This window comes from Loigolactobacillus zhaoyuanensis, assembly GCF_003946385.1.
Taxonomy (GTDB): Bacteria; Bacillota; Bacilli; order Lactobacillales; family Lactobacillaceae; genus Loigolactobacillus; species Loigolactobacillus zhaoyuanensis.
The window spans coordinates 1-26,814 of record NZ_RHOE01000034.1 but is presented as its reverse complement, the minus strand read 5'-3'; the positions used below and the strand labels follow the sequence as shown (position 1 = coordinate 26,814).

Here is a 26,814-nt window from a genome sequence, read left to right as displayed (position 1 = left end):
CCGTAGTCCAGTTTTTGATTGGGTAAGTTCCTTTAAGATTGCTAATTTTTCGAGTACCGTATGTTTAGATCTGGGCATACAAAAATCCCTCCATAGTTGTTAGATGAATTATTGTATTTCATCTGACAACCATAAAGGGATTATCGCAAGTATCTGCGAGCTCCAAACTATCTTATTCTATATTTAAAATCCACATGAAGCCGAGGAATACGAAAAACAGTGCATACATCAGCGGATGAACTTCTTTACCACGCTTAGCAGCCAGCATTGTGATCGGATACGTAATAAAGCCTAACGCGATCCCATCAGAAATACTGTAGGTCAGTGGCATACCGATGAGGATCAAAAATGCTGGAATAGCAACTTCCATTTTATCCCAAGCGATGTGTTTCAACGATTGTGCCATCAACACACCGACAATGATCAGCGCTGGTGCAGTCACTTGATTAGTCACCACTGATAATAACGGTGAAAAGAACAGCCCTAAAATGAAAAAAATACCGGTCACAACAGCCGTTAAGCCAGAACGACCACCAACGGCGATTCCTGCAGAAGATTCAACATAAGCACCCACCGGCGAAGTACCAAAAATTGAACCAGCTAACATTGCGGTTGAATCAGACATTAATGCCTTACCAACACGGGGCATTTTATTATCTTTCATGAAACCAGCCTGCTGAGCCAACCCAACTAAAGTACCTGCTGTATCAAAGAAAGTCACCAGCAAGAAGGTTAAGACAACGACCCACAACTGGATCGTATTAATGTCGCCAATATGCATGACGCCGACGCCAAACGTCGGTGCTAAGCTAGGTGCACCAGCAAGCCAATGAGTAGGCATCGGAATTAAATGGGTGATCAGGCCTAAAATAACCGACAGCACCATGCCAATAAAAATACCACCCGGCACTTTTTTGACCATTAAAATAGCCGTAACGATCAGGCCGAAAACAGTCAGCCACGTGGTTCCGCTAAATGAACCTAACCCGACTAATGTTGATTTATTGGCCACGATCAAGCCGCCATTACTTAACCCAAGAAATGCGATGAACAGCCCGATCCCACTTGAAATCGCATATTTCAAGTCACTAGGGATCGCATCAATGATCATTTCCCGTAATTTGAAAACTGTGATCAAAATAAAAATCAGCGATGCCACAAACACACCCGCTAAGGCTGTTTGCCACGGCACTTTCATACCGATAACAACAGAATAAGCGAAAAAGGCATTAATACCTAATGCTGGCGCTGTAGCAATTGGATATTTCGCTAAAATACCCATCAGCAGACAGCCTAAGGCACTGGCCAAAGCCGTTGCCGTGAACACTGCCCCTTTGTCCATCCCCGAAGCACCAAGTACACTAGGATTAACGAACAGTATGTAAGCCATTGAAATAAACGTGGTGAAGCCGGCTAAAATCTCCCGTCGTACTGTGGTATTTAATTCATCTAATTGAAAATACTTTTTAATTGCTGTCACTAAGCCATCCCATCTCTCCATAGAATTTCACAACAGCTTCAATAATAGCATAGTGTTTTCTGTAAATGAATAGCTAACCGGATTTCGGCTCATATTTAATGGCTAATCAGCAGAATTAGCTTGCAAAACCTGACTAATAATTTCCATTTAGTCATAGTAAAACCCCTGAGATTGGAATTTACCGCCAACCGCAGGGGTTCATTTTAACCATATATTATTGCTTTTTTAAAACGTAACCTTCTCCGTTTGATTATCTGCCGTAACATCGGCTGAATCAAAGTCAACTGTGAAGAATTCACTGTGTGCAGCATATGCGGCAGAAGCTGGAAACTTATCAAAATACGCGGACTTCATTGCTTCTGTTGGTATGACTTTTTGAACCTTGGCTTGCTTGGCGCGGGCATACTTTTGATCACTCACTGACTGCGTCGTAAAAGCCGCAGCTGAATGGGCTGCGATCTGCGCTGTTTTTGGCGAATCAGCACCTGACATGAATAATAATTGATGTGTTTCTGGTAGATAAACAAACAAAACAATTCTAACATCTGGTGCTTGGCCGTCAACAGTCAACGTGGCGATGGATAATTGAGCTGCCTCTTGCATAATTTGATTGAAGTTATCTTTTGCACTCATTAAATGATGCATCTCCTTGATAATATAAATTGATACTTTTCACTATCTGGACGAAACTAGCAATTCCACTTGTTGTGCCCTATCCAACTTCATTATACGTCGTTACTAAACAATGTCCATTAACCCAACTGTTTAATTAAACCGATTCATTAGCCTGATTTTGTCAGAATGATGATCAAAAAAGCGCCCGGCGGCTACCAATCAAGTTTAGAGCCTGATTGGCTGCTGTCGGACGCTTTATTAACTTATTCAACCACCTTGAACCAGCTAAAACTGAAGTACGGTAGATATCATTAATCCAGCGTTAACGCCGTTACACTCTCGATGTGTTGCGTCAGTGGGAACATGTCCACTGGCTGAGTTTCTGCTGCATGATAACCGAATTCTTGTAACAAGGCAATATCGCGACCTAATGTAGCTGGATTACAGCTAACATAAACGACACGCTTAGGTTTCATGATGCCTACAGCTTCGATGAAAGTGCCGGCTAAGCCTTTACGTGGTGGATCAACCACCAAGACATCGACGTCTAATTCAGCTTCACGCCAGTCTTGCATGACTTTTTCAGCTAAACCTTGTTGGAATTTAACGTTAGCAATACCGTTATGCTTAGCGTTACGCTTGGCATCAGCCACGGCAGCCTCGGAAATTTCAACCCCATACACATACTTGGCGTGTTTAGCCAATGATAATGAAATCGTTCCGATACCAGAATAAGCATCGATCACCGTTTCCTTACCAGTTAAATGCGCTGCACTGATAACCGTTTGATAAAGTTTTTCTGTTTGCAACGGATTCACTTGATAGAATGATAAAGCCGAAATATCAAAGGTATGGCCTAAAATTTGGTCATGAATAAACGTTTTACCGTACAATTTTTTAACTGTCCGGCCTAATACGACGTTTGTTGGCTTCGGTACAACACTTTGCATAATGCTGACCACTTTAGGCAACTTCATAACAATGCCGCTAATGATGTTTTGTAGCTGCGGTACTTCTCTAGTCCGTGTAATCAGTACGATCATCATTTCATGGCTAAAGTAGCCACGCCGAACCATGATATTACGGATCACACCGCGGTTGCGGGCTTCATCGTATGCGGGGATATGGTACTGCCGTAATAAGTCACGCACGATCACGATTGCGCGATCAATTTCTGGATCTTGGATATAAAAATCTTCCAGTGGCATTAATTCGTGGCTCCGCTTGCGATAAAAACCAGTTTCTAGTTGGCCTTTAACTTGGCGTACAGGGATCTGCGCCTTATTACGATAACCTTTAGGCTCAGCCATACCAATCGTTGGTAATACTTCAATATCAAGCCGATTTTTTTTGTAAACGTTCTGCAATTGTTGCTGCTTAAATTTAAGCTGTGCAGGATAGCTGAGATGACCTAATGGGGCAATACCAGATTGCATATAAGACTTATTCGGTAATTCTACACGATCAGGGCTATCATTTAGCCGTTCTAGTACCCGCGCATAACCGAAATTTTTACCAACCTTGGTGACCAGCAATTTAGCTTCTTCACCAGGTAGCGCATCTTCGATAAACAATGGGTAGTCATCTACCTTAGCAACGCCAAGGCCTTCATAAGTTAGATCCATAATTGTTGCGGTGATTTCTTGATTTCTTGTTACTGGTGCGATAAATTTCATTTTGGTCTCCTCATTATGGTACTTAGAGTGGGCAAAATTATTTTTGACCCACAAATACGAACAATAAAAAATACTGCTCTCTATTTTAACGGAGAACAGTATTTTTAGCAAGCTAAGCTAACATAGATATACCCAAGTTGCGGTACACCAACGTTATTCATTAATTAAAAACTAACTTAATTTTCAATTTTTGGTTTCACTGGCGTTTCAGGTAAGCCAGCATCGTTTTCCGCTGCCAATGCGGTTTCTGGCATCGCGTCAACGTCCGCGAAAATTTCTAGATGCTGTTTCAGATTGGTAAAGGTCATCGGTGCCGTACCACCGAATTCACCATCTAAATTAATTTTCATTTCTGCACCGTTAGAAGTTTTAGCAACTAGCTTATGTGTTTTAACGTAGATCACACGCGGATCATTTAAATGTTTACCATTGATCGCCAGTGCCAGTAAGCGCACTAGCTCAGCTAAATTAGCGGTTTTAACAATGATCAATGAGAAGCGACCATCACCTAGTGTAATATCGGGAGCTACCTTTTCAAAGCCACCGATCGAATTGGTCAAACCAAGTAAGAACATCGAGGCATCACCTTTGAATTCACCATCATCGTAAACTAAATGCATCGGTACCGGCTTGATCTGCGGTAACATCCGCGCACCTTCCAGCAAATAGGCTAGATAGCCAAAAATCGACTTAGTTTCAGATGGAACACCGTAAGTTAGCTCCGTTAAAAAGCCACCCCCAGCAATATTCATGAAATATTCTTTGTCGGCACGGCCGATATCCATTTTAATCGTTTTTTGCTTCAAAACAATTTTAGCTGCTTCCACCGGATCTTCACGGGGAATTTTTAATGCTCGCGCATAGTCATTCGTTGTTCCAGCTGGAATGATCGCCATTTTAGGCCGTTTTTTCAAACCTGCCAAACCGTTGACCACCTGATTGATCGTACCGTCACCACCAGCTGCTACAACTAGGTTAAACCCTGCTTGAGCCGCCCGTGTCGCTTCATTTTGGGCAGATAACGGCTCCGGTGTAGTGGCGTAAGCACTAGTTTCATAACCTGCCTGTTCAAAGATCGCCAAGATATCGACTAAACTTTGCTTCAAGCCCTCATGACCAGCTTTAGGATTATAGATAAGACGCGCACGCTGCTGCATGGGAAAACACTCCTTTTTAAACACGTTTAGACTATTTTGCTACCAAATATTACCGTTGTTTTAGCTCTTGGATCAATAATTGGTTGACCACTTTAGGATTGGCTTGGCCGCGAGTTTGCTTCATGATTTGTCCAACCAAGAAACCAATGGCACGATCCTTACCATTTTTGAAGTCATCGATCGATTGTTGATTATTATCCAAAATTTCAGTAATGATCGGCAATAATTTAGCTGGATCAGATAATTGGACTAAGCCCTTAGCTTCGACCCATTGTTTTGGTTCGGTGCCGTTAGTGATGATCTCTTTGAAAACTTTTTTAGCGATTTTTGAAGAGATCGTGCCATCAGTGATCAGCTTGATCATCGTTGCTAGATTAGCCGGCGTTAACTTAGTATCGGCTAAATCAAGCTTTTCCGAATTCAAATAGGCACTAACTTCACCTTGCAACCAGTTAGCGGCTAATTTAGCATCGGCGTCAGCAGCAACTGTGGCTTCGAAGAAATCAGCCATTTCCAAGCTCTGCGTCAAAACAGTGGCATCGGCGGTACTTAAGCCCATGTCGCTAATGTAACGTTGCCGCCGTGCAGCTGGCATTTCAGGGATCGACTGGCGCACCGTTTCGATCCAGTCATCGCTGATCCGAATTGGTGGAATATCTGGCTCAGGGAAGTAACGATAATCATCGGAACCTTCCTTAACCCGCTGGAGAACAGTCTCGCCAGTGTTTTCATTGTACCCACGTGTTTCTTGACGAATCGTACCGCCTGACAACAAGATCTGTGCTTGGCGTTTTTCTTCATATTCAAGACCTTTACGCAAATAGTTAAATGAGTTGATATTCTTCAATTCAGTTTTCGTACCATATTCAGTTTGGCCCACTGGACGGATTGAAATGTTAGCATCGACCCGCAACGAACCTTCTTCCATTTTAACGTCAGACACACCGCTAAATTGGATGACTTGGCGCAAAGTTTCCAAATATTTATAGGCCTCTTCTGGCGTGGTCATATCTGGTTTTGAAACGATTTCGATCAGCGGTGTCCCTTGCCGGTTTAAATCGACGTAGGAACTTTGGCCGCGATGGGTATTTTTACCGGCATCTTCTTCCAAATGCAATTCTTCAATACCAATTTTTTTAGTCTTACCATCAGCTAATTCGACTTCCACCCAGCCGTCATGACCGATTGGTTGTTCAAATTGCGTGATTTGGTAAGCTTTGGGATTATCCGGATAAAAATAGTTTTTACGATCAAAATGATTTTCTTTAGCAATCGTAGCGTTTAAAGCCAATGCCGCGCGCATCCCATATTCCAAGGCACCTTTGTTAACGCTTGGTAGAACACCTGGATAACCCCAGTCAATGACGTTGGTATTCATGTTAGGGGTATCGCCAAATTCATTGGCCGATGGGCTAAACATTTTTGATTTTGTTTTTAATTCAACATGGACTTCAAGCCCGATAGTTGTTTCAAAGTTCACTAGTCGTTACCCCCTAACGTTGGGACTTGTTTGTGGAAATCAGTTGCCTGTTCAAAAGCGTAACCAGCTTGGTACAGCGTTGCTTCAGCAAATGCTGGGCCGATCAACTGCATGCCGATCGGTAACCCGTCAGCAAAACCTGCAGGTAAAGATAAGCCTGGTAAGCCGGCCATATTGACAGGCACACTCAAAACATCACCGGCATACATCGTCAATGGATCACTAACGTCTGCACCGATACCATAAGCAGGCGTTGGTGCTACTGGACCAAGAATTAGATCGTGGTCAGCGAAAATATTAGCGAAGTCTTGGCGCATCAAAGTCCGCACTTGTGCTGCTTTTTTAAAGTAAGCATCATAATAACCAGCTGATAACGAGTACATTCCTAACATGATGCGGCGCTTAACTTCAGGACCAAAACCTTGCGTCCGTGAATCGATATAAACGTCATTCAAGTTTTTAGCGTCTTGGGCGCGGACACCATAACGGATACCGTCAAAACGTTGCAAATTAGATGAAGCTTCAGAACTAGAAATAATGTAGTAAGCGGCAACGCCATATTTACTATGTGGCAAAGAAACTTCATCCACCGTTGCGCCCAGCTCGCGGTACTTATCAGCAGCTGCTAAAATAGCATCCTTAACTGCTTGCTGAACACCCTCACCTAAGTATTCTTTAGGTAAACCGATCCGCAAGCCCTTAACACCAGCATCTAATTTAGCGGTGAAATCAGCGTCATGACCGCCCACTGACGTACCATCGCGCTTATCTTCACCGACTAAAGCAGCCAATAAGGCAGCGTTGTCCTTAACGCCACGGGAAAATGGGCCGATTTGATCCAGACTCGAACCAAATGCGATCAAGCCCCACCGTGAGATCCGCCCGTAAGTTGGTTTCATGCCAACCACCCCAGTAAAGGAAGCGGGTTGGCGAATTGAACCACCAGTGTCAGAGCCTAAAGCAAATGGTACCATCCCAGCTGAAACTGCTGCTGCAGAGCCACCAGAAGAACCACCAGGTACTTTAGTTGTGTCCCAAGGATTTTTAGTGATCTTGAAGGCCGAGTTTTCAGTTGAACCACCCATGGCAAATTCGTCCATGTTGGTTTTACCAATTACGACCATATCATTTGCGTGGACTTTCTCCATAACGGTTGCGTCATAAATCGGCGTGAAGTTTTCTAAAATCTTGCTAGCAGCCGTTGTCCGTAAGTCTTTAGTCATAATGTTATCTTTAATGGCAATCGGAATACCCGCTAACAAATTAGCAGGATCAATACCTTTTTCATCAATTGCTTTCGCTGTTACCAAGGCATTATCTTCGTCTAACGTCAAAAAAGCGTCGATGGTTTGATCAGTTACTTTCAACGCATCAATTGTTTGTTTGGTTAGTTCATAACTAGTCAATTCATGGTTGACCAACTGGTTATGGATCGTGGTTAAATCGTTATCAAAGAAGTTCATTCAGCCGAATCCTCCCCATTGTTAAAAATTGCCGGCACCTTAATATAGCCGTCTTCAGTGTCTGGCGCATTATCAAGTAATGCTGTCCGTTCCTCCGGAGCAGCTGGTGCAGGCACATCATCGCGTACAACGTTGACCAGATCGACCACATGGGTCATCGGTTCAACATCCGTCGTGTCTACTTCCTGCAACTGATTGAACATATTCGTGATTTTACTCATCTGATCAGTAAATTGACTTAATTCTTCATCATTAAAAGACAATCGGGCAAGGTTTGCAACGTGACTGACTTGTTCTTTACTAATTGCCAATTCTCTGGCCTCTCTTTCATTTTAATTACCTATTTTATTTTACCGTGAATAACTTAGCCTGAAAAGCCCAAGTTCACTTGTGCGAGCCGCAGCACTTAAACACAATTGCCGGCTTTATAAGCCGAACCCGCGCATGCGGCCACAATGACATTATTATAGCACGTGCCGCAGTGGATAGCGATTGACCATGAAAAAAAGAAGCGGTGATCTGCCCCTTCTTTTTAAAATAAACTTAACTCATTTTCTGTGCGGTAACTTGTTTTATTTCTGCCAAATAATTTTGCTGCTTATCCTCATCAAATTCATGTTCGGATTTAGCAATGATCAATGCTGCCAATGAATTCCCGACTACATTTACTGCGGTACGCCCCATATCGACCAAACGATCGACACCGGCGATAAAAGCCAAGCCTGAGGCAGGCACACCAATTGTCGTAATTGTCGCTAATAAAACAACAAACGAAGCGCCAGGCACGCCAGCCATCCCTTTTGAGGTGATCATCAACACCACTAATAAGGTGATTTGTTGACCCAAACTCAAGTGAATGTGGTAAGCCTGCGCTAAAAATAGCGCCGCTAATGACTGATAAATTGCCGAGCCGTCTAAGTTGAAGGTATACCCAGTTGGAATGACAAATGACGCAATTCCCTGACTGACCCCGTAACGCGGCATTTTCTCCATGATCCGCGGTAAGGCCGCCTCTGAACTAGCCGTAGAAAAAGCCAGCACCAGCTCATCCTTGATCACCAATAATAAATCAAAAATATTTAGATGCCAAATCCGCGCCACTGAACCCATGACCACTACTACAAAGAGGATCATCGTTGCGTAAGTGATCACCAAAAATAGTGCCAGTGGTTTTAACGCACTCAATCCGAACTGCGCAATGGTGACACCGATCAAAGCGAAAACACCAATTGGCGCTAACTGCATGATCCAATTAGTCATTTTGAACATGACTTCCGAAGTCGCTTCAAAAAAATCAGTCAGCACCTGGCCCCGTTTGCCAATCGCAGCAATACCCAAACCAAACATTACCGTAAAAAAGATAACGGGGATCATGTCGCCTTTACCTAAAGCAGTAAAGAAGTTAGTGGGAACAATATTCATAATAATATCGCCTAGCCCGTGGTTGGTCGCCGTTTTAGCCGTAGCTGTGTACTGACTGATCGATACTTTACTTAAAGTTTGAATATTGATCGTATCGCCAGGTTTAGTTAAATTACCGACTAACAATCCTAAGGCAATCGCAATTGTAGTCATAATTTCAAAATAAATCAGAGTTTTACCCCCAACCCGACCTAGCTTTTTAATATCACCCATTTTGGCGATCCCAACAACTAAACAAGAAACAACGATCGGCAATACGATCATTTTGATCAGATTAATGAAGATCGCACCAATTGGATTCAAAATAGCGATCGCCATTTTATTTTGATAAGATAGTGCGCCGACGGCTAAACCAAGTACTAAGCCAAGTACAATTCGCCAACCCAAACTAAGTCGCAATAGATGTTTTTGTTGCATGTAAGGTCCCTCCAAAAAAATATTCTTAATCTTTTCTCATATTCTCATGCTTTAAAATAACCATTTTTTAGTTTAGCACACCTTTCCTTTCATAACGAGCTTTCATTAAATTTTAAATGAGTTAACAATGTGAAATTCAAATATATTTTCTAATATATTGCAGCCACGTAAACAACGTTGCAGTCACCGTCAAACTATTGCAAATTTATACACAAAGCTTATCCACCTAGGGTTTATTGGTCATTAATGGCCAAACATACTCAAGTGATCGCAAAAACTAAAAAAATAAATTAAATTTCTAAATTTGGAATCTGTATTATATTAACGGCTGAGCTGTATCATAATTCACAGTCATACAGTAACTGCTGTGTTACTTTTATAAATCAGGAGCTTATCTAAATAATCTTTTCGATAACTAATTGGTATATGTACTAATTTCACTGAATGAAAGCGCTTTACTTTTAATGATATATCGATTAATCTAAGCATACCAAGTTGATGTCACCATTATCAAAAACAGGAGGTTCATATTATGAAAGTTGGTATTCCAAGAGAGATCAAGAACAACGAGAATCGTGTCGGTGCTACCCCAGCTGGTGTCGCTAGTCTGGTACATGCTGGTCATCAAGTATTTGTTGAACAAAATGCAGGGGCAAACGCTGGTTATCCTGATGCTGATTACGTTGCTGCTGGTGGGATCTTAAGTAGTGCTGCTGAAGTTTGGGCGGCTGAGATGGTTATTAAAGTTAAAGAACCATTGTCCGAAGAGTATCATTACTTTTATCCTGGCCTAATTCTTTACACGTATCTGCATCTAGCACCAAATCCTAAATTAACCGCTGCTTTAGTTGAGAGTAAAGTAACGGGTGTGGCTTACGAAACTATGGTCGGCACACACGGTGATTTGTCATTATTAGCACCAATGAGTGAAGTAGCAGGCCGTATGGCAGTTCAAGTAGCCGCTCATTTTCTTGAAGAAAATAACGGCGGTAAAGGGCTATTACTAGCTGGTGTTCCTGGTGTACCTAAGGGGCATGTCGTCGTAATTGGTGGTGGTACCGTTGGGTTCAACGCTGCAAAAATCGCCTTAGGGTTAGGCGCACGGGTTACCATTCTTGATATCGACGCCCATCGTTTGGCTGAAATTGACGACTTATTTAGCGGCCAAGTACAAACTTTGATTTCAAATATTTATAATCTTTCCACAGCAATTAAATCTGCCGACATCGTTATTGGTGCAGTATTAATTCCAGGCGCAACGGCACCAAAATTAGTCAGCGAGGAAATGATCAAATCAATGGAACCCGGCTCAGTAGTCGTTGATATTCCGATCGATCAAGGCGGTATTTTTGCTACGACTGACCACGCGACCACCCACGATGATCCAGTTTTCACTAAACATGGCGTCTTGCATTATGCCGTAGCTAATATTCCAGGTGCAGTTCCTAAAACAGCTACCGCAGCTTTATCCAATGCAACCATTCCTTATGCAGTTAAAATCGCTACTCAAGGATTGAATGCTGCAGCGAAAGCGAATAATACGATTTTAACTGGGATCAACACGTACAATGGTCTTTTGACAGAAGCAGCAGTCGGTGAAAGCCAAGGCGTGCCGAGCAGCGACTTCCTTAGTTTGATCAAGTAAATTGTAATGCAAGTGATTCAGCGTAACTGCTACTCATAACACATACTATTAAAGGGAGTTTCCATTATGAAATCACCTCCAGAAAATGAACCCGCACGTGGTCTAAAAAGCCGCCACGTTCAATTAATTGCCATCGGTGGTACCATTGGCACCGGCTTATTTCTAGGTTCAGGTCAAACAATTCAATTAGCAGGGCCTTCGATTATTCTCGGCTATTTATTAGTCGGTATCGCCTGTTTTCTATTGATGCGTGCGCTAGGTGAATTATTATTATCCAACCTAGGTTATCGCTCATTTGTCGATTTTGTTAGTGAATATTTAGGCGACCGGGTGGGCTTCGTCATCGGTTGGACTTACTGGATTTGTTGGATCACCATTGCGATGGCTGAACTAACAGCAGTCGGGATCTACTTCCGTTTTTGGTTCCCTAGCTTACCGCAGTGGGTCCCAGGATTATTCTTTTTAGTTATCTTGTTACTATTGAACCTAACGACAGTTGGTGCTTTTGGTGAAGTTGAGTTTTGGTTCGCCTTGATCAAAGTTCTGGCGATCATCGTATTGATCGTTGTCGGCGCTTGGCTAGTTGTCATTAATTTCAAAACACCATTTGGCCACGCCGGTTTTAGCAATCTTACCCAGTATGGGGCTTTTTCCCGAAAGGCGGTTCCGGCTTCCTACTATCCTTACAAATGACCGTATTCAGTTTCATCGGTATTGAAATGGTCGGGATGACAGCTGCTGAAACCCAAGATCCCGAAAATGTTATCCCCAAGGCCGTTAATAATATTCCCCTCCGAATCATTATTTTCTACGTTGGTGCAATGATTGCGATCATGGTTATTTATCCATGGACGGCAGTTAATGCAGATCAAAGCCCATTCGTTATGGTCTTCAAGGCCATTGGTATTCCTGCTGCCGCTGGGATCGTTAATTTTGTCGTGATTACCGCAGCAGCTTCAGCCTGTAATAGTTCACTATTTATCACCGGCCGTATGTTGGCATCACTGACCAAGGATGCACGACACCCAGCCACAAGAAAACTAAGTTTGTTATCTAAGCACCACGTACCCGGTAATGCCATCGGCTTTTCGTCGATCGTTATCGCGATTACAATTGGGCTGAACTACTTCATTCCTGATTATGTCTTTACCCTGGTTTCAAGTGTGGCCACAACTTGTTTCTTACTAATTTGGGCCAGCGTCGTGCTAACTCATTTGAAATATCGTAAAACAGAATCTGGCCGTAAAAGTACGTTCAAAATGCCTGGTGCGCCGGTCACTGATTATTTAATTTTAGTTCTACTAGCTGTTGTGACCATTGTTCTTTGCTTCCGCTGGGACACTGGTATCGCGCTACTCCTATCACTTGCATGGTTTATTGTGATGTACATCGTCAGCACCCGCATTTATACGCGGCGCAAAGTAGAATTGCAGTAACTAAAAAAGCTTTATGATCATTAGACTTAACGGTCTAGTTGATCATAAAGCTTTTTATTTGCGATCAATAACTGCCAAACACGTGACTGTAGAAGCTCTTCTCACCGGAATCACGCGCGATAAAGGCTTGCGTCCCATCAGTTGATTGAACCGTGATCTCGATCGCCGCTTCGCTAGGCAAATATTTATTTGCTGCGGTGACTAAGTACTGCGTAAAGCTCTTGATCTCAGTTTCACTGTAGAACTGGGTATTAACGGTAATGTTCATCCCTGATAAATTACCGTCTTTGTAATGCGTTTGTGCCGTCACACCAGACAAGTTAGGGAAAAACGATTCAACTTGTGTTTTAAAATTACTAAAATCATCAGCATCGCTGGAATTACCCGACTTGGCGCTGCCAACCACTGGTAAGACATAATTTGCTTCATCAACATTATGCCACTCACTGATCGTTTTACCACCATCACGGCTGATTCCGTAGGCGAAGAACGTCCCGCCAACTAAGCTATCATTGGTAGCCTGCTGATACAAAGCAATAACAATTGGCACATTACCAACGCCTTCAGTTTTACGCATTCGTGAAACGACTTTGTTGGCCATTGCCTTACCTTCGCTCACCATCTTGTCATGCGCGATCACTGTTTCGTACGTGGCACCATACTCTTCTTTTTGATAATAATCAGTTTGATTCATCGCCAAACCAATCGTCATCCCGCCAAGTTTTAGATCATTACCACTTTGCGTCATATAATCTTGTTCCTCGATTGCTTGCAAATAATCTGGATTGCGCTTAGTTGCATCCGTTTGACCATTGTCCTCCGGATTCAAGCCGCTGGCATTACTCTTAGATTTACGGTCAAGCCAATTTTGCGCTGTGGCTTTCTTTAAATACTGGCCTTCTTGAAAAATATAATCATCAGTCGCAAACTGTTTTTGCGAAATCGTCTGCAGCCCATTTTCAAAACTTTTCAGATTAGCGCCATTGGAGTTTTGATCTTTAGTCAATCCACGAGCCTTGCTAGTCTTATATTTACCATTTTGAATCACGCCTTGATATTCATCGTCAGAAGTTTGGCCAGTGGTTTGTATTGATGTTTTAGTTTTAGTGCTGCTTGTGGTGCCAACGCCAGACGAATTTAACCGGCCACACGCTGCCAACAGAACCACACTGACCGCTAATGCTAATATTGTGCTAAATCGTTTCACGATGTTTCCTCCACCTGTTCATAATTAAGGGATCGTTTCGTTACGAAACTTTTATCTTCACGACGGTTGTCCTTCCGACTAAGCCGAAGTACGGCAAGTCGGACACGCACCTGTTCATAATTAAGGGATCGTTTCGTTACGAAACTTTTATCTTCACAACGGTTGTCCTTCCGACTAAGCCGAAGTACGGCAAGTCGGACACGCACCTGTTCATAATTAAGGGATCGTTTCGTTACGAAACTTTTATCTTCACGACGGTTGTCCTTCCGACTAAGCCGAAATACGGCAAGTCGGACACGCACCTGTTCATAATTAAGGGATCGTTTCGTTACGAAACTTTTATCTTCACAACGGTTGTCCTTCCGACTAAGCCGAAGTACGGCAAGTCGGACACGCACCTGTTCATAATTAAGGGCTCATAACTCGAGCATGTGTCTTAGAGTCCATAATACCGCTAGTCGGTCAAATCCTGCAAGTTTTGTTCCAGTGTTGCTTCATCCCAGATCGTAACACCTAACTTTTGTGCTTTGGTGTACTTACTGCCAGGATCTGTACCGGCGACGACGATGTCAGTTTTTTTCGACACGCTGCCAGTGACTTTAGCACCAAGATCTTCCAGTTGCGTAGTTAAATCTGCACGCTTGTGGCGTTCTAGGGTTCCCGTTAACACCATTGTTTTACCAGAAAATGGTGTTGTGCTGACACTAGCTGGGGCTGGCCCCAAGTAACGCATGTTAACGCCAGCAGCAACTAATTGATCGATCAACTGTGGGACTTCGAGCGCATCAAAATAGGTCCGCACACTGTTGGCAATGATCGTTCCCGAGGTGGCGATCGCTTCGATCGCTTCTGCGGTGCTGGCCTGCAACGTTGCCATGTCACCAAAATATTCAGCTAAGGAACGGGCCATTTTTGCACCAACATGGCGGATACCCAAGCCGGTCAATAAACGTTCCAGCGAGTTAGCTTTACTGCGTTCAATGGCCTGCAATAAATTATTTGCTGATTTTTCTTTGAATTTATCCAACGTGATCAGTTGATCATAAGTTAATTGATACAAATCGGCCACATCAGCAACTAACTTGCGATCAAATAATTGCTGAACGATTTGTGGTCCTAACCCATCGATATTCATCGCGTTCCGTGAAGCAAAATGAGTCAGTTGTTCCTTGATCTGGGCTGGACATTTAGGATTAATGCAACGCAAAGCAACTTCATCTTCTAAATGGACCAATGGCGAATCACAGGAGGGACATTTAGTTGGTAACACATACGGTTGACTGTCAGCTGCTCGTTGTTCAGTGACCACCGCAGAAACTTCAGGAATAATGTCACCAGCTTTATGGATCAAAACCGTGTCATTCAACCGAATATCCTTTTGCTCGATCAAGTCGCCATTATGCAACGTCGCACGCGCCACAGTTGTGCCAGCTAATTGCACTGGATCCATCACTGCCGTTGGTGTAACGACCCCAGTCCGGCCAACTGTCCATTCGATATCATGGATGACCGTCTGTGCCTCTTCTGGCGGAAATTTATAGGCGATTTCCCAACGCGGTACCTTGACCGTATTGCCCAATTCAGCCTGTAAAGCCAATGAATTAACTTTCAACACGATGCCATCGATATCATAATCCAATTGGTTACGTTGTGCCTGATATTCAGCGATAAAGGCTTCAACCTCGTCCAGTGAGCGACACACCTTAGTTGTTGGATTCACGGCAAAACCTAATTCGTGTAGTCGAGTCAGTGCATCAGCCTGAGTAGTCACGTTTAGCGCAGCATAATCAGTCAACGTATAGATCCAAGTGGCTAAGTTGCGCACCGCGGTCACCTTTGAGTCAAGTTGTCGCAAACTACCAGCCGCGGCATTACGTGGATTAGCAAAGGTTGCCAGCCCATCAGCTTCGCGGCGTTCATTTAACTTAGCAAACGATATTTTCGGCATGTAACATTCGCCGCGAACTTCGATCGATAATGGTTCACTCAACTTTTGTGGAATTGATTTGACCGTTTTTAAGTTTTTGGTAATGTCTTCGCCAATTGTTCCATTCCCGCGGGTAGCACCACGAACAAAAATACCATTCTCGTAAATTAACGAAATTGCTAAGCCATCAATTTTTAATTCCACACTATAATCGATCTCTGCGGTCACATTTTTACGTAGCCGTTGATCAAAGTTCGCCAATTCAGCGACTGAGAAAACATCACCCATGGAAAGCATCGGCTGTTCGTGAGTAACTTTAGTGAAACCAGGTAGTACCTGGCCGCCGACTTGCTGCGTCGGTGAATCACTGGTGACGATTGCAGGAAAAGCCTGTTCTAGTATTTCCAGATCACGATAGTTTTCATCATAAATATGATCTTCAACTAACGGTTCATCTGCAGTGTAATAAGCCTGACTCCACTGCTCCAAAACATTACGCAACGCCAAAGCCGCCGCGCTAGCTTCCTGCTCTGTATACTGTTCGATCGGTTTTTCTAAAGTCATAAATTCCCCGCCAGAAACTTTCCAGCAGGCGCCACCTTCTTTCTTAGACTACCAAAAAGTAATTGCTATTTAAGTCACCATTAATCGAAGCTTTTTATGCAATCGACTAGTTGACGTCCTTTGTGATCGGTGCGAAAGCTGCCAACAATCGTTTGATTCCCTGTGATTTAAAGGCAATATCCAACTCGGCATCAGTGCCTGAACCATTGACCTTGACCACGGTCCCTTCGCCCCACTTTTTATGCTGGACTTTATCACCTGCTTGCCACGACTTACTTTCAGCGCCAGTGCTTGGCGTATTGGTAACCGCCTTAGCAGCGGTTCCGCGGCGCGTTTGGTAAGTTGTTGCCGTCGCGCGGGTGTAGTTATTGGCTTGGCGTGCATCACTAAATGGAATGTTCTGTTCGGATAAACTGCCGGCCGTCTTATTTTCAAACTTGATTAAGTCTTCATCGATCTCACCGACAAAGCGGGATGCCGGATTACTTTGCGTACGCCCATACAACATCCGTGAATAAGCATTGGTCAAATAAAGCTTCTTTTTGGCCCGAGTAATGCCCACATAAGCTAAACGCCGTTCTTCTTCTAGTTCATCATTTTCCATCATTGCTCGTGATAGTGGGAAGATGCCTTCTTCCATCCCCATCATAAAGACAACTGGAAATTCCAGTCCCTTAGCTGCATGCAGTGTCATCAAGGTAACTTCACTGCTTTCTTCTTCGATGTCATCTTGGGCTGAAACTAACGCTAAATCGGTTAAAAAATCGACGTAACGGTCACTATCAGTATCATCTTCATCATCGTAGCCATCATCAAACTCCTTAGTAACTGAAAGGAATTCTTGGATATTTTCGATTCGAGTTTGTGCTTCTAAGGTTTTTTCTTGTTTTAAAGTCTTCAAATAACCAGTTTGCTCTAGCATCTGATTAGTCAGTTCAGTGACATCCCATTCAGTTCGTTTATCACGCAGCGCAGTCATGGTTGTGGCAAAATCACCTAATGTATGCCGCGCTCGTGTGGCAATACCGTTAGCTAGATCCACGTTCCGCGCAGCTTCCAGCAACGACCAATTATTGTAGTTGGCAAACTCGCGTAACTTATCGATCGTTCCGTTACCAATTCCACGTTTAGGACTATTAACGATCCGTTCAAAATCGATCGAATCCTCTGGGTTAACGATCACCCGTAGATAAGCCAATACATCCTTAATTTCTTTACGATCATAGAACTTATGCCCGCCGACCATTTTATATGGCATATTCGCCTTAACCAAATTTTCTTCAATCGTCCGTGATTGGGCATTAGTTCGGTAAAGCACTGCAAAATCACCATAACGAAAATTATGATCTTCCATTTCTTCTTGAATTTTACCCACCACAAACCGGGCCTCATCGTGTTCATTTTGGCCACGATAATAAGAGATTTTGTCGCCAGTATCGTTTTCCGTCCACAACTTTTTAACTTGGCGGTTCACATTGTTATTGATCACTGCATTAGCTGCATTTAAAATCGTCTGGGTCGAGCGATAGTTTTGCTCCAACATAACAGTTTTAGCTTCGGGGTAATCCTTTTCGAAATTCATGATGTTGCTCATATCCGCACCACGCCAACCATAAATACTCTGATCAGCATCACCCACAACGCATAAGTTATGGTGGCGCTGCGCTAGCATGTTAACTAAAGTATACTGTGCTTGGTTGGTATCCTGATACTCATCGACATGAATATAGCGAAATTTTTCTTGATAATAAGTCAGCGTTTCAGGTGATTTACGGAAGAGCTCGATCGTCATCATGATCAAGTCATCAAAGTCCAATGCTTGATTAGCTTCTAATTCGTTTTGGTATGGTTCGTAACACTTAGCAACGATTTCTTCAAAAGGAGAACTTGCCGCCGCTGCATAATCTTTAGGCGTTAATAATTGATTTTTTGCATTGGAAATTTCACCGAGGATCGAGCGTGGCGTGAATTTTTTAGGATCAATGTTTTGTTGCGTCAAGATTCGGCGCATCAAGGTATTTTGCTCACCGGGGTCAGCAATGGTAAAGGAACGACTGTAACCTGACATTTTATCGATGTCACGCCGGAGAATTCGTACACACAGCGCATGGAAAGTTGAAACCCAAACGGCTTCCGCACGTTCGTTCAATAGATCCGCTACCCGCTCACGCATTTCGCGTGCTGCCTTATTAGTGAAAGTGATCGCCAAAACATGCCACGGCGCCACATTTAATTCCTCAATTAGGTACGCGATTCGGTGAGTCACCACGCGTGTTTTCCCTGAGCCTGCGCCAGCCATGATCAATAATGGTCCTTCTGTCTGCTGTACTGCCTCTTGCTGCTTATCGTTCATGCCCGTTAACAAATCCGTTGTGGCCATAACTTGCTCAGTCCCCCGTTTTTAATTATCCTATTTACGCTAACTGGAAAACGCCAAGTTAGCTTAACTCGGCGTCACATCATTCAACTCAACATTATACCAAAAATTTGCTTAAACTTCTGTAAAGAATCGAAAAAAGCGAACATAAATTCGTATAAAAAAAGCTAAAATCTAAATAGTCAGATTTTAGCGTCGATCAAAGCACCTATTTTCATTACCGCATTCCGGTGCCAGCCATAATATTTTGCGCAATCAAAATTACCCGTATTAATTAGGCGTTGCCGCGAAAGCATCAAAAGTTAGGCCCAAGAATATTGTGAGGATCAATAAATCTGCCGAACCACCTAAACTAAGCTTTTTCGCCGTAAATGTTGCATCCAACTGCCGTAAAAAATCTGTTCCCGCAGTGGTTTTACTGCCGCCTAGCGTGAAAAACATTTGTGTCTGTTGGCGCACCCAAATCAGAATTGCTGGGTCACCAGCGCGCTTGATCAGATTGGAATCATCACAGCATTGCGCGATATGCATTAAGGTATCCAGTAAACGCTGGTTAACGCTGCCGGTGCTAGTAGTTAGAAATGGTAGCGCGGTTTGAAAAACGCTTGGGAAGCCTGCTTGGGCCTCACCACGAATCCCAGTTTTACCGTACTTTAAGAAATGGCGTTCGCCGGCAGTCAGCTCGGCTGGTATTTTCTGTTGAAGTTGTTTAAAATCATTTTCTACTAGATCAACCAGCATTTTTTTCACCACAGTTTGAATGTCTACCGCCGTGAACGTTGCTTGAACTTGCGTCAAATAAGCAACTGCCGTCACCAGCACGCCTAATGAAAAAATCGCGCCTTTATGCGTATTAACGTTACTGGTCGCCGCAAACATATCCTTTTCTGCCTGGACACCCAAGGGCCTGATCTGTATAAATAATTGAGTAAGCTCACTGCCAGCAAAGCGCTGTCCGGCTTGCACGCACGCTTGAAAGTAACGTTCGAGACTAAGCGTGCTATCGATAAAAGTGAAAACCGTCATATCCGGATGGGCGCCATGGGTCTGCGGATCAACTAGACCAGGTTTCGGCGTCACAGAAACTTCGTACAGTAGTGCTTTAAGTGCATTTTGTACGATTCTGTCAGCGGCCAACATCACTGCTCACCTGCAGGCGGTAGCGTCGCGTAAATTTCTGAGATTTTTTGCTGTAGTATCGCAACACTATGCCGGCGCGAACGGGCACACGCTTTAGCTGGTCGTGAACAAATCAAACACGTCCGTACCGGCAAATCAAAATTACGCCGCGATAAATGGCCCAATGTTTGGTCCATCACATCAATATCAAATAGCCGACCAAGTTGGCGACCATCTTCAAACTGGATCGCAGCTTTTTTCAAAGCCAATGCTGCCTGTTCAATTACCAAAAAAGTCTCACAACCAGTTGCACGATTCCAATTAATTTCAGCGCTGATGGTAAACCCAGTCTGAACCAGATAATGCTTAAACTCATTATAGCCAATTGAAAACAAGCGGCTTAAATCGGCATTATTTTTAATCGGTCCCGGAATATTCAATTTAATTGCCACCAGTGTCTGCTGCGGATATTTGGCAACTAATTCATTTTGTAGGTCATTGCGGTCATCACGGTTGTCCATAACATCTTGCAAGCTTTGCAGCTTACCTTGCTCGAAAATATTCTTCATAGTTTACAATTCCTTTATCATTAAGACCACTGATTAAGTCAAAATCACTTGATTGCTTTATATTATACCTAAGCACACAAATCTAAAATAAAAAACGAACACCTTGATTTAATCTCATTAAGCGATCAAAATTCCGGTAATTCGTCTCTTTATCCAGTTAACTCATAATATCGCTGGTTGGTTGCTTTGAGTGTAGTAAGCTAATCTTTTACTTCCTTGATTGCATCGATGATCGTCCCATCACGATATTCAACCAAAGCAACTGTCCGCTCAGTAAATTCAATTGGTTTTGGTGTGCCAACGATTTTACTTGCCCGTTGTTCTAATTCTTCAATCGAAAATACCGGCACACTAGGTACTTTCTTCATAGCCGCAATTAAATCTTGGCGTTTAGGATTAATCGCGATCCCAACTTCCGTAACTAAAACATCGATTGAATCACCAGGCGTGACCACCGTTGATACAGCAGGAACGACTGTTGCGATTCGTCCGCGAACCAATGGCGCAGAAATAATGGTTAATTTTGCCGTTGCAGCATCTTGATGACCACCGACAGCCCCGCGAATAACCCCGTCAGAACCAGTCATAACGTTGACGTTGAATTTTGTGTCAATTTCTAATGCACTTAAAATGACAACATCCAATTGATCGACCATTGCACCTTTATTATAAGGATCTGCATACCATGAAGCATCGATCTCTTGCTGATTTTTAGAGGTGTGCATTGACTCAGCAGCGCCTTTATCGAAATCCTGTACGTCCATGATCTTATCGACTAAGCCTTCTTCAAGTAAGTCGATCATTGGCTTGGTGATACCACCAAGTGCAAAGGAAGCACGAATATCATTTTGCTTCATACTTTCACGTAGGTAACGCGTAACGGCTAGTGCAGCACCACCCGAACCTGTTTGGAAAGAAAAACCATCTTTGAAGTAAGCTGAATTAGTGATCACATCGTTAACCGTAGACGCAATTTTTAATTCTTTTGGATCCTTAGTAAAGCGAGTCGCACCAGAACCAATTTTGTCAGGATCACCGACTTTATCAATTTTCACCACATAGTCAACTTGCGTTTGCTTGATCGATGCTGGTGTATTTGGATAAGACACAATATTATCAGTTAAAAGTACCACTTTGTCAGCATATTGTGCGTCCATCAAAGCATAGCCGAGTGAACCAAAGACGGCTTCACCATCCATACCGTTAGCATTGCCTAAGCGATCTGAGTTAGGCACACCGAGAAAAGCGACGTCGATTTTAATGTCGCCCTGCTCGATAGCCCGTGCACGACCACCATGAGAACGGAAGATCACTGGGTTCGCCAAAGCACCGTGCGAAACTGCATCGCCTAGGGTACCGCGCATCCCGGATGACGTAATGTTTGTCACTGTTCCGGCTTCAATTGCTTTAACCACCATATCGTTCATCACGTTGGTCAATGAAGATGGTGCTAACGTTAGATCCTTGATCCCTGCGTCAATGATTGTTTGCATGACGAGGTTAAAGACAAAATCACCTTCACGGAAATGATGATGGAACGAGATCGTCATGCCATCGGCGACGTTATTTTCAACCACTTCTTTGATTGAATTTAACACCTTGTCATTACCAGTAGAAATAGCCACTTTATGCGGCGTCCGCGCAACGACTGTGCTGTCGATCGTGGTTGATTTAAATGGTTTAAAGCCCAACTGATTCATTAAGTCTTCTGGCAAGCTACGATTTACATTATTAATCAAGAATAACACCATCCTCATCTACTAAACCTGATGCTTTAGCTAATTTCATGACCCGTTGTGCACGTAAAGCAACGGGGCGATCGACCATTTGGCCATTCATTGCAATAACCCCAGAACCCTTTATCCGTGCGTCTTCAATGGCTGCCAAAACATTTTTCGCATTGATGATCTCTTTGTCTGTTGGCGCATAAACCGCGTTGACCATTGGGATCTGGCGCGGATTAACTAATGACTTGCCATCAAAACCTAACTGATGAATATGTTCAGTTTCCTGCTTGAACCCTACAACATCATCCGTATTAGTAAAAACAGTATCGAAAGCAGCAACACCTGCTGCCCGTGCTGAATTGAGAATCATATTACGTGCAAATTCTAATTCAGCACCACCAGGATAGCGATGGGTCTTCAAATCAGTGGTGTAATCTTCAGCTGACAAGGCGATCCCAATCATACGCTCCGAAGCAGCAGCAATTTCAGCGGCGTTCAGCACACCCTTAGCCGATTCGATAGCCGCCATCATATGCGTCGTGCCCACCGGAATATCAAATTGTTTTTCGGCGGCAACGATTTTTTCCTCTAATTGCTGGAGCATTGCGGCAGATTCAGTCTTAGGCAAACGAATCACATCAATACCAGCCTTGACCATCGCAATGACATCATTCTCCCAGAATTTTGTATCTAACCCGTTGATTCGAACAACTAATTCCGCATTACCATAGTCTTGAGTCATCAATGCTTCGTAAACTAAAATACGTGCTGCATCTTTTTCAGCTAACGAAACCGCATCTTCTAAATCAAACATGATTGAATCAGCGCCGTAGATGCCAGCGTCTTTTAACATTGCCGGGTTATTCCCAGGTACGAACATCATCGTTCTTCTAAGTCGTTCTTCCGTTGCGGCCATTTTACAGCACCTCCCATGATGGTTTGTCTGCGATCCCTAATGCACGATTAGCAACTGCTAATGTCCGTGCTTTGATCACACAGTCCAACGCACCCTTGTCGACGGCCTTAACATTGGCGGTATCGATATGATTAGCAAGCAGTGTTTGGCGAATGACATTTTCGATTTGTTCACCAAATTCTTTTTTGACGTCAGAATCCAATTGGATCTTGATCCCGTCAGTTCCCTTACCGATCATGATCTGGATATCTGATGATTCCAATGTTCCAGCCATTGCTGTATTTTCAATCTCCATTAATGTTCATTCCTCTCGTACTTTTTAATAATTATTCTTTCGCTGCTCCATCTCTTTGATGATGAACACCAACGATGATTCCAAATGTTGCTTAGTAATGAGTTCCAATGCATTCTTATCCTTCAGCCGCATGCTAGCATAAATGATTCGATGCTCCAATAAAGCTTTATCACGACGCTCATGTGCTCTGATTGCAATATCTCTAAAGTAAATCAAATACTCGCGCATTTTATAACTGATCGATTGTAAACGTGGCATATCAGCCTTACGATAAATCATCGCGTTGAATGCCGCGATTTTTTCTAGCACTGCGTCGACATCGTCCTCATCGTTTGCTTGATCAGTCTCAAGTAAAAGTTGATTCATTTCATCAAAATCAGCTTCGGTCATTTTATTCATAGCAGTAGCTTGAGCCAAAGTATCTAAAGCGATGCGAATCGCATAGATTTCATGGGCGTCCTTGATGCTGATCCCTTGGATAACAACGCCCCTGCCTGGAGTGTGTTTGACCAGGCCATCAAATTCTAATTGTTTTAGCGCATATCTAATTGGGGTTCGACTAATGTTCATTTGTCGAGAAACTTCTTTTTCGTTTATCCTGCCGCCGGTCGCAACCTCACCGAGAATAATGGTTTTACGCATCGCTTCATACAACAGTTGCTTAAGTGGCCGACTATCTGATAAATCTAAATTTTTTCCAGTTTCCCTAATAAAATCGTTCATTTGTTAAACCCCCAACGTTTAGTTTGCAAATATAAATCTATTGCGCAACGTGGATTGGCATATGACCTAAAGCTAAAACGGTAACGACGAAAATCACGAAAACGACTAGTGCATATTTAGCGGTTGCTTTCTGCCATTCACCCATGTCTAACTTAGTTAAACGTAATAACAAGTAGATGAAAGCAACTAATGGGCTTAACAAATGGAATGCCTGGCCCATCAATGAAGCTAAGGCCATTTGCATATCTGTAAAGCCATACTGCAAACCAGCTTCTCGTAATACTGGGATAACCCCGAAGTACCAACCATCATTAGATAGGAAGAAAGTCCCTGGTGCGGATAATGCGGTAATGATCAAGCCCCAGTAACCAGCCCATGAATGCGGAATAATCGTCGTTAAGCTCTTAGCCAACCCAGTTGCCATGCCTGAACCTTGGAACAAGCCCATGAATACACCGGCTGCGAACACTAAGATAACAACTTGAACTGCGTCACCACCGTTAGCGCCGATTCGTGCTGATTGATCTTTCAAATTAGGGTAGTTAACAACTAAAGCAATAACTGTCCCTAGTAAGAATAAGAGCAATGGCGGTAAACCTAAGTCGATAAATGAATCTATTACTAGCAAAGCAATCAATGACAGCGTCATAATACCATTAAAAGCGAATAACTTAGGCCGTTTCATCTTAGCTTTTTCAGGATCATCGTCTTTGATCAAAGCATCGATCTCTAAATCAGTCATTTCAGTAACGCCTAAACGAGCGCGTTCTTTTTTACCCATACCACGTGCTACAATAAAAATAACATAAAGTATGGAAATAATCATACCTGGTAACAAGTAGGTTAAGATATTAGCACCGACATGGAAGACCGCCATTGCTCTGGCAGTTGGTCCACCCCAAGGTAGCAAGTTCATGATCGTGTTTTGTAAAATCAATAATACTGCCAAGTTCATCAATTTCATACCTAGTTTTTGATAAATAGGTAAGAACGCGGAAACAATGATCAAGGTAGTTGTTGTGCCATCACCATTCATTGAAACTGCTGCGGCGACAATTGCGGTTGCCATCAAGATCTTCATTGGATCGCCTTTGGCAAAGTGGATCATTTTTTTAGTGATCGGATCGAATAATCCAGCATCTAACATAATTGAGAAATATAAAATCGCGAATAATAGCATGATCCCAGTTCCAGAAGTTGTACTGATTCCATCTAAAACCCATTTCCCTAAATTCCCTTTATCAGCAATACCAAGTATCATAGCAACAATTGCAAAAATCGTAGGAACCAATACTAAAGCACTTAGCGGAGACATCCATTTTTTCATGATCAGAACCATAAAGGTAATGACCATGAGGTAGGCGAATATTGTAATTAACATTGTCGTAATCCCTTTCGTAAAACAATTTTATTCTAAAAGCATCATTGTGATAGTTTGATCATATAAGCAGGAATAAAACGATTTAGCTTTCAAAATATAGCCCTAGTGTAGCAGAAAAGTTTAGCAAATATACTAATAAAGCATCAAAAGAACACAATGAAAACACTTACTATTGAGCCGATAGAATCATATTTTAATAATAACAATAGTCAAATCAGAACCAGCACTGTGAGACTGGCAATTATAAAGAATGCGCTTACACAAAAAGCGACTAAAAATTGTTCTTTGAAAAGAACATATTTAAAACATAAGAAACTCGTTTATTCGTGAATAATTACATATAATAGAATTATTAAGCGGGAATAACTTTAAATATAGGAGCGTGATGGTATGGGATTTTTCAAACGATTATTTGACAAAAGATCAGAAGTTCCCACAACGACGGATACACCTACTACGGCGACGCAGAATATCGACACAGAACAGTGGGTCACGGTAGAAAAATTTATTCCGTCAAATGATCCAGTTGAGAACAAACTAATTTCCGTTTTGATGGCAGCAATTGCCGCCGGTGACAATCAAAAAAGTCACTTTTCAATTAAAAATATTCAAAAACTTAATCCTAAGTTTAAGTTAGTCAGTTTATTAGCCACCAGCATTGCTGCTGGCGACGCCCCAGAGAAGAAATTCATTGTGAAATCAATTCAACGTAAAGTAGATTAGGAGAAAAATCATGTTACGAAAATTTAAAATTACCGTTGACGGTACTGAATATTTAGTTGAAATGGAGGAAATTGGTGGCACGGCACCCGTTGCCCCACAACCAACCGCCGCTGCGCCCACACCTGAACCCGCACCAGCCGCAGCGCCTGCCCCCACCAATGTTGCTGGCGACGCTTTACCCGCACCAATGCCTGGCTCGATCTTGAAGCTCTTGGTCAACGTTGGCGATGAAGTCAAAGAAAATCAGCCTTTATTGATCTTAGAAGCCATGAAAATGGAAAACGAAGTTGTTGCGCCGCATGCCGGTAAAGTCGCTGCTATCAGCGTGGTCCTAGGCCAAAATGTCAATGCCGGCGATGCGTTGATCACCATTCAATAGAAAAGGTAGGTTTATAATTTGGAAACACTACTACAAGGCATTACGTCGATCACTTGGCAAGAAGTTGTGATGATGTTGATCGGCGGGCTATTAATTTATTTAGGCATCAAAAAGGA

General features: G+C 42.9%; 21 protein-coding genes and 1 pseudogene. 4 read left to right on the top strand and 18 right to left on the bottom strand.

What is annotated here, in order from left to right; genetic code table 11:
* Positions 1 to 172: 172 nt before the first annotated feature.
* The 8 genes from EKM76_RS08055 to EKM76_RS08020 all read right to left on the bottom strand — a co-directional run bounded on the left by EKM76_RS08055 (position 173) and on the right by EKM76_RS08020 (position 9,710).
* Positions 173 to 1,501 (bottom strand): NCS2 family permease, encoded by a 1,329-nt coding sequence (locus EKM76_RS08055; protein WP_125550178.1) that lies wholly within the window; start codon positions 1,499 to 1,501, stop codon positions 173 to 175.
* Positions 1,502 to 1,705: 204 nt separating this feature from the next.
* On the bottom strand, positions 1,706 to 2,113 hold the full coding sequence (locus tag EKM76_RS08050; RefSeq protein WP_164507626.1) for a pyridoxamine 5'-phosphate oxidase family protein: 408 nt from the start codon (positions 2,111 to 2,113) through the stop codon (positions 1,706 to 1,708).
* Between the two features lie 293 nt (positions 2,114 to 2,406).
* Positions 2,407 to 3,771 (bottom strand): 23S rRNA (uracil(1939)-C(5))-methyltransferase RlmD, encoded by a 1,365-nt coding sequence (gene rlmD, locus EKM76_RS08045; RefSeq protein WP_125550176.1) that lies wholly within the window; start codon positions 3,769 to 3,771, stop codon positions 2,407 to 2,409.
* A 176-nt stretch (positions 3,772 to 3,947) separates the two neighbouring features.
* Positions 3,948 to 4,928 (bottom strand): diacylglycerol kinase, encoded by a 981-nt coding sequence (locus EKM76_RS08040; RefSeq protein ID WP_125550175.1) that lies wholly within the window; start codon positions 4,926 to 4,928, stop codon positions 3,948 to 3,950.
* 49 nt (positions 4,929 to 4,977) lie between these two features.
* On the bottom strand, positions 4,978 to 6,408 hold the full coding sequence (gene gatB / locus EKM76_RS08035) for an Asp-tRNA(Asn)/Glu-tRNA(Gln) amidotransferase subunit GatB (RefSeq protein WP_125550174.1): 1,431 nt from the start codon (positions 6,406 to 6,408) through the stop codon (positions 4,978 to 4,980).
* A complete protein-coding gene (gene gatA / locus EKM76_RS08030; protein ID WP_125550173.1) occupies positions 6,408 to 7,871 on the bottom strand; it encodes an Asp-tRNA(Asn)/Glu-tRNA(Gln) amidotransferase subunit GatA in 1,464 nt (487 codons plus the stop codon). Before gatA ends, gatB begins: the two co-directional genes overlap by 1 nt.
* Complete coding sequence (gene gatC, locus EKM76_RS08025) at positions 7,868 to 8,182, bottom strand: Asp-tRNA(Asn)/Glu-tRNA(Gln) amidotransferase subunit GatC (RefSeq protein WP_125550172.1); 315 nt, start codon at positions 8,180 to 8,182, stop codon at positions 7,868 to 7,870. The genes gatA and gatC overlap by 4 nt, the downstream gene beginning before the upstream one ends.
* 232 nt (positions 8,183 to 8,414) lie before the next feature.
* Positions 8,415 to 9,710 (bottom strand): cation:dicarboxylate symporter family transporter, encoded by a 1,296-nt coding sequence (locus EKM76_RS08020; protein ID WP_125550171.1) that lies wholly within the window; start codon positions 9,708 to 9,710, stop codon positions 8,415 to 8,417.
* Between the two features lie 532 nt (positions 9,711 to 10,242).
* Here EKM76_RS08020 and ald point away from each other — a divergent pair.
* Together ald and EKM76_RS08010 are read left to right on the top strand one after the other, a co-directional pair.
* Positions 10,243 to 11,355, top strand: coding sequence for an alanine dehydrogenase (gene ald, locus EKM76_RS08015; RefSeq protein WP_125550170.1), 1,113 nt, complete (start codon positions 10,243 to 10,245; stop codon positions 11,353 to 11,355).
* Positions 11,356 to 11,421: 66 nt separating this feature from the next.
* Positions 11,422 to 12,791 (top strand): annotated as a pseudogene (locus tag EKM76_RS08010) (amino acid permease).
* Positions 12,792 to 12,855: 64 nt separating this feature from the next.
* Here the strand turns inward: EKM76_RS08010 and EKM76_RS08005 are convergent.
* From EKM76_RS08005 to EKM76_RS07960, 10 genes are all read right to left on the bottom strand, one after another.
* The gene (locus tag EKM76_RS08005; RefSeq protein ID WP_125550169.1) at positions 12,856 to 13,998 is read right to left on the bottom strand and encodes a CamS family sex pheromone protein; all 1,143 of its coding nucleotides are present in this window, start codon (positions 13,996 to 13,998) and stop codon (positions 12,856 to 12,858) included.
* 454 nt (positions 13,999 to 14,452) lie between these two features.
* Complete coding sequence (gene ligA / locus EKM76_RS08000) at positions 14,453 to 16,489, bottom strand: NAD-dependent DNA ligase LigA (RefSeq protein WP_125550168.1); 2,037 nt, start codon at positions 16,487 to 16,489, stop codon at positions 14,453 to 14,455.
* A 106-nt stretch (positions 16,490 to 16,595) separates the two neighbouring features.
* Positions 16,596 to 18,869, bottom strand: coding sequence for a DNA helicase PcrA (gene pcrA, locus EKM76_RS07995; RefSeq protein ID WP_125550167.1), 2,274 nt, complete (start codon positions 18,867 to 18,869; stop codon positions 16,596 to 16,598).
* Positions 18,870 to 19,136: 267 nt separating this feature from the next.
* Complete coding sequence (gene citG / locus EKM76_RS07990; RefSeq protein ID WP_125550166.1) at positions 19,137 to 20,006, bottom strand: triphosphoribosyl-dephospho-CoA synthase CitG; 870 nt, start codon at positions 20,004 to 20,006, stop codon at positions 19,137 to 19,139.
* On the bottom strand, positions 20,006 to 20,554 hold the full coding sequence (gene citX, locus EKM76_RS07985) for a citrate lyase holo-[acyl-carrier protein] synthase (RefSeq protein ID WP_125550165.1): 549 nt from the start codon (positions 20,552 to 20,554) through the stop codon (positions 20,006 to 20,008). The genes citG and citX overlap by 1 nt, the downstream gene beginning before the upstream one ends.
* 200 nt (positions 20,555 to 20,754) lie before the next feature.
* Positions 20,755 to 22,293, bottom strand: coding sequence for a citrate lyase subunit alpha (gene citF / locus EKM76_RS07980; RefSeq protein WP_125550164.1), 1,539 nt, complete (start codon positions 22,291 to 22,293; stop codon positions 20,755 to 20,757).
* Positions 22,286 to 23,197: a citrate (pro-3S)-lyase subunit beta gene (gene citE / locus EKM76_RS07975; RefSeq protein ID WP_125550163.1), complete on the bottom strand. Its 912-nt coding sequence runs from the start codon at positions 23,195 to 23,197 to the stop codon at positions 22,286 to 22,288. The genes citF and citE overlap by 8 nt, the downstream gene beginning before the upstream one ends.
* Before the next feature lies 1 nt (position 23,198).
* Complete coding sequence (gene citD, locus EKM76_RS07970) at positions 23,199 to 23,492, bottom strand: citrate lyase acyl carrier protein (RefSeq protein WP_125550162.1); 294 nt, start codon at positions 23,490 to 23,492, stop codon at positions 23,199 to 23,201.
* 24 nt (positions 23,493 to 23,516) lie between these two features.
* The gene (locus EKM76_RS07965) at positions 23,517 to 24,215 is read right to left on the bottom strand and encodes a GntR family transcriptional regulator (RefSeq protein ID WP_125550161.1); all 699 of its coding nucleotides are present in this window, start codon (positions 24,213 to 24,215) and stop codon (positions 23,517 to 23,519) included.
* Positions 24,216 to 24,252: 37 nt separating this feature from the next.
* A complete protein-coding gene (locus tag EKM76_RS07960; protein ID WP_125550160.1) occupies positions 24,253 to 25,596 on the bottom strand; it encodes a CitMHS family transporter in 1,344 nt (447 codons plus the stop codon).
* Between the two features lie 390 nt (positions 25,597 to 25,986).
* On the opposite strand from EKM76_RS07960, the gene EKM76_RS07955 reads away from it, so the two are divergent.
* On the top strand, positions 25,987 to 26,319 hold the full coding sequence (locus EKM76_RS07955) for a hypothetical protein (protein ID WP_125550159.1): 333 nt from the start codon (positions 25,987 to 25,989) through the stop codon (positions 26,317 to 26,319).
* 10 nt (positions 26,320 to 26,329) lie between these two features.
* On the top strand, positions 26,330 to 26,698 hold the full coding sequence (locus EKM76_RS07950; RefSeq protein WP_125550158.1) for an acetyl-CoA carboxylase biotin carboxyl carrier protein subunit: 369 nt from the start codon (positions 26,330 to 26,332) through the stop codon (positions 26,696 to 26,698).
* Positions 26,699 to 26,814: the final 116 nt, after the last annotated feature.

What these genes read in the sequence shown, in the direction of transcription:
- EKM76_RS08040 (WP_125550175.1), bottom strand. Translation starts at nt 4,928, where the DNA reads ATGCAGCAGCGTGCGCGTCTTATCTATAATCCTAAAGCTGGTCATGAG.
- EKM76_RS08055 (WP_125550178.1), bottom strand. Translation starts at nt 1,501, where the DNA reads ATGGAGAGATGGGATGGCTTAGTGACAGCAATTAAAAAGTATTTTCAA.
- pcrA (WP_125550167.1), bottom strand. Translation starts at nt 18,869, where the DNA reads ATGGCCACAACGGATTTGTTAACGGGCATGAACGATAAGCAGCAAGAG.
- EKM76_RS08050 (WP_164507626.1), bottom strand. Translation starts at nt 2,113, where the DNA reads ATGAGTGCAAAAGATAACTTCAATCAAATTATGCAAGAGGCAGCTCAA.
- citX (WP_125550165.1), bottom strand. Translation starts at nt 20,554, where the DNA reads ATGAAGAATATTTTCGAGCAAGGTAAGCTGCAAAGCTTGCAAGATGTT.
- citE (WP_125550163.1), bottom strand. Translation starts at nt 23,197, where the DNA reads ATGGCCGCAACGGAAGAACGACTTAGAAGAACGATGATGTTCGTACCT.
- ligA (WP_125550168.1), bottom strand. Translation starts at nt 16,489, where the DNA reads ATGACTTTAGAAAAACCGATCGAACAGTATACAGAGCAGGAAGCTAGC.
- citG (WP_125550166.1), bottom strand. Translation starts at nt 20,006, where the DNA reads ATGTTGGCCGCTGACAGAATCGTACAAAATGCACTTAAAGCACTACTG.
- EKM76_RS07965 (WP_125550161.1), bottom strand. Translation starts at nt 24,215, where the DNA reads ATGAACGATTTTATTAGGGAAACTGGAAAAAATTTAGATTTATCAGAT.
- EKM76_RS07960 (WP_125550160.1), bottom strand. Translation starts at nt 25,596, where the DNA reads ATGTTAATTACAATATTCGCCTACCTCATGGTCATTACCTTTATGGTT.
- EKM76_RS07955 (WP_125550159.1), top strand. Translation starts at nt 25,987, where the DNA reads ATGGGATTTTTCAAACGATTATTTGACAAAAGATCAGAAGTTCCCACA.
- EKM76_RS07950 (WP_125550158.1), top strand. Translation starts at nt 26,330, where the DNA reads ATGTTACGAAAATTTAAAATTACCGTTGACGGTACTGAATATTTAGTT.
- gatA (WP_125550173.1), bottom strand. Translation starts at nt 7,871, where the DNA reads ATGAACTTCTTTGATAACGATTTAACCACGATCCATAACCAGTTGGTC.
- ald (WP_125550170.1), top strand. Translation starts at nt 10,243, where the DNA reads ATGAAAGTTGGTATTCCAAGAGAGATCAAGAACAACGAGAATCGTGTC.
- EKM76_RS08020 (WP_125550171.1), bottom strand. Translation starts at nt 9,710, where the DNA reads ATGCAACAAAAACATCTATTGCGACTTAGTTTGGGTTGGCGAATTGTA.
- citD (WP_125550162.1), bottom strand. Translation starts at nt 23,492, where the DNA reads ATGGAGATTGAAAATACAGCAATGGCTGGAACATTGGAATCATCAGAT.
- rlmD (WP_125550176.1), bottom strand. Translation starts at nt 3,771, where the DNA reads ATGAAATTTATCGCACCAGTAACAAGAAATCAAGAAATCACCGCAACA.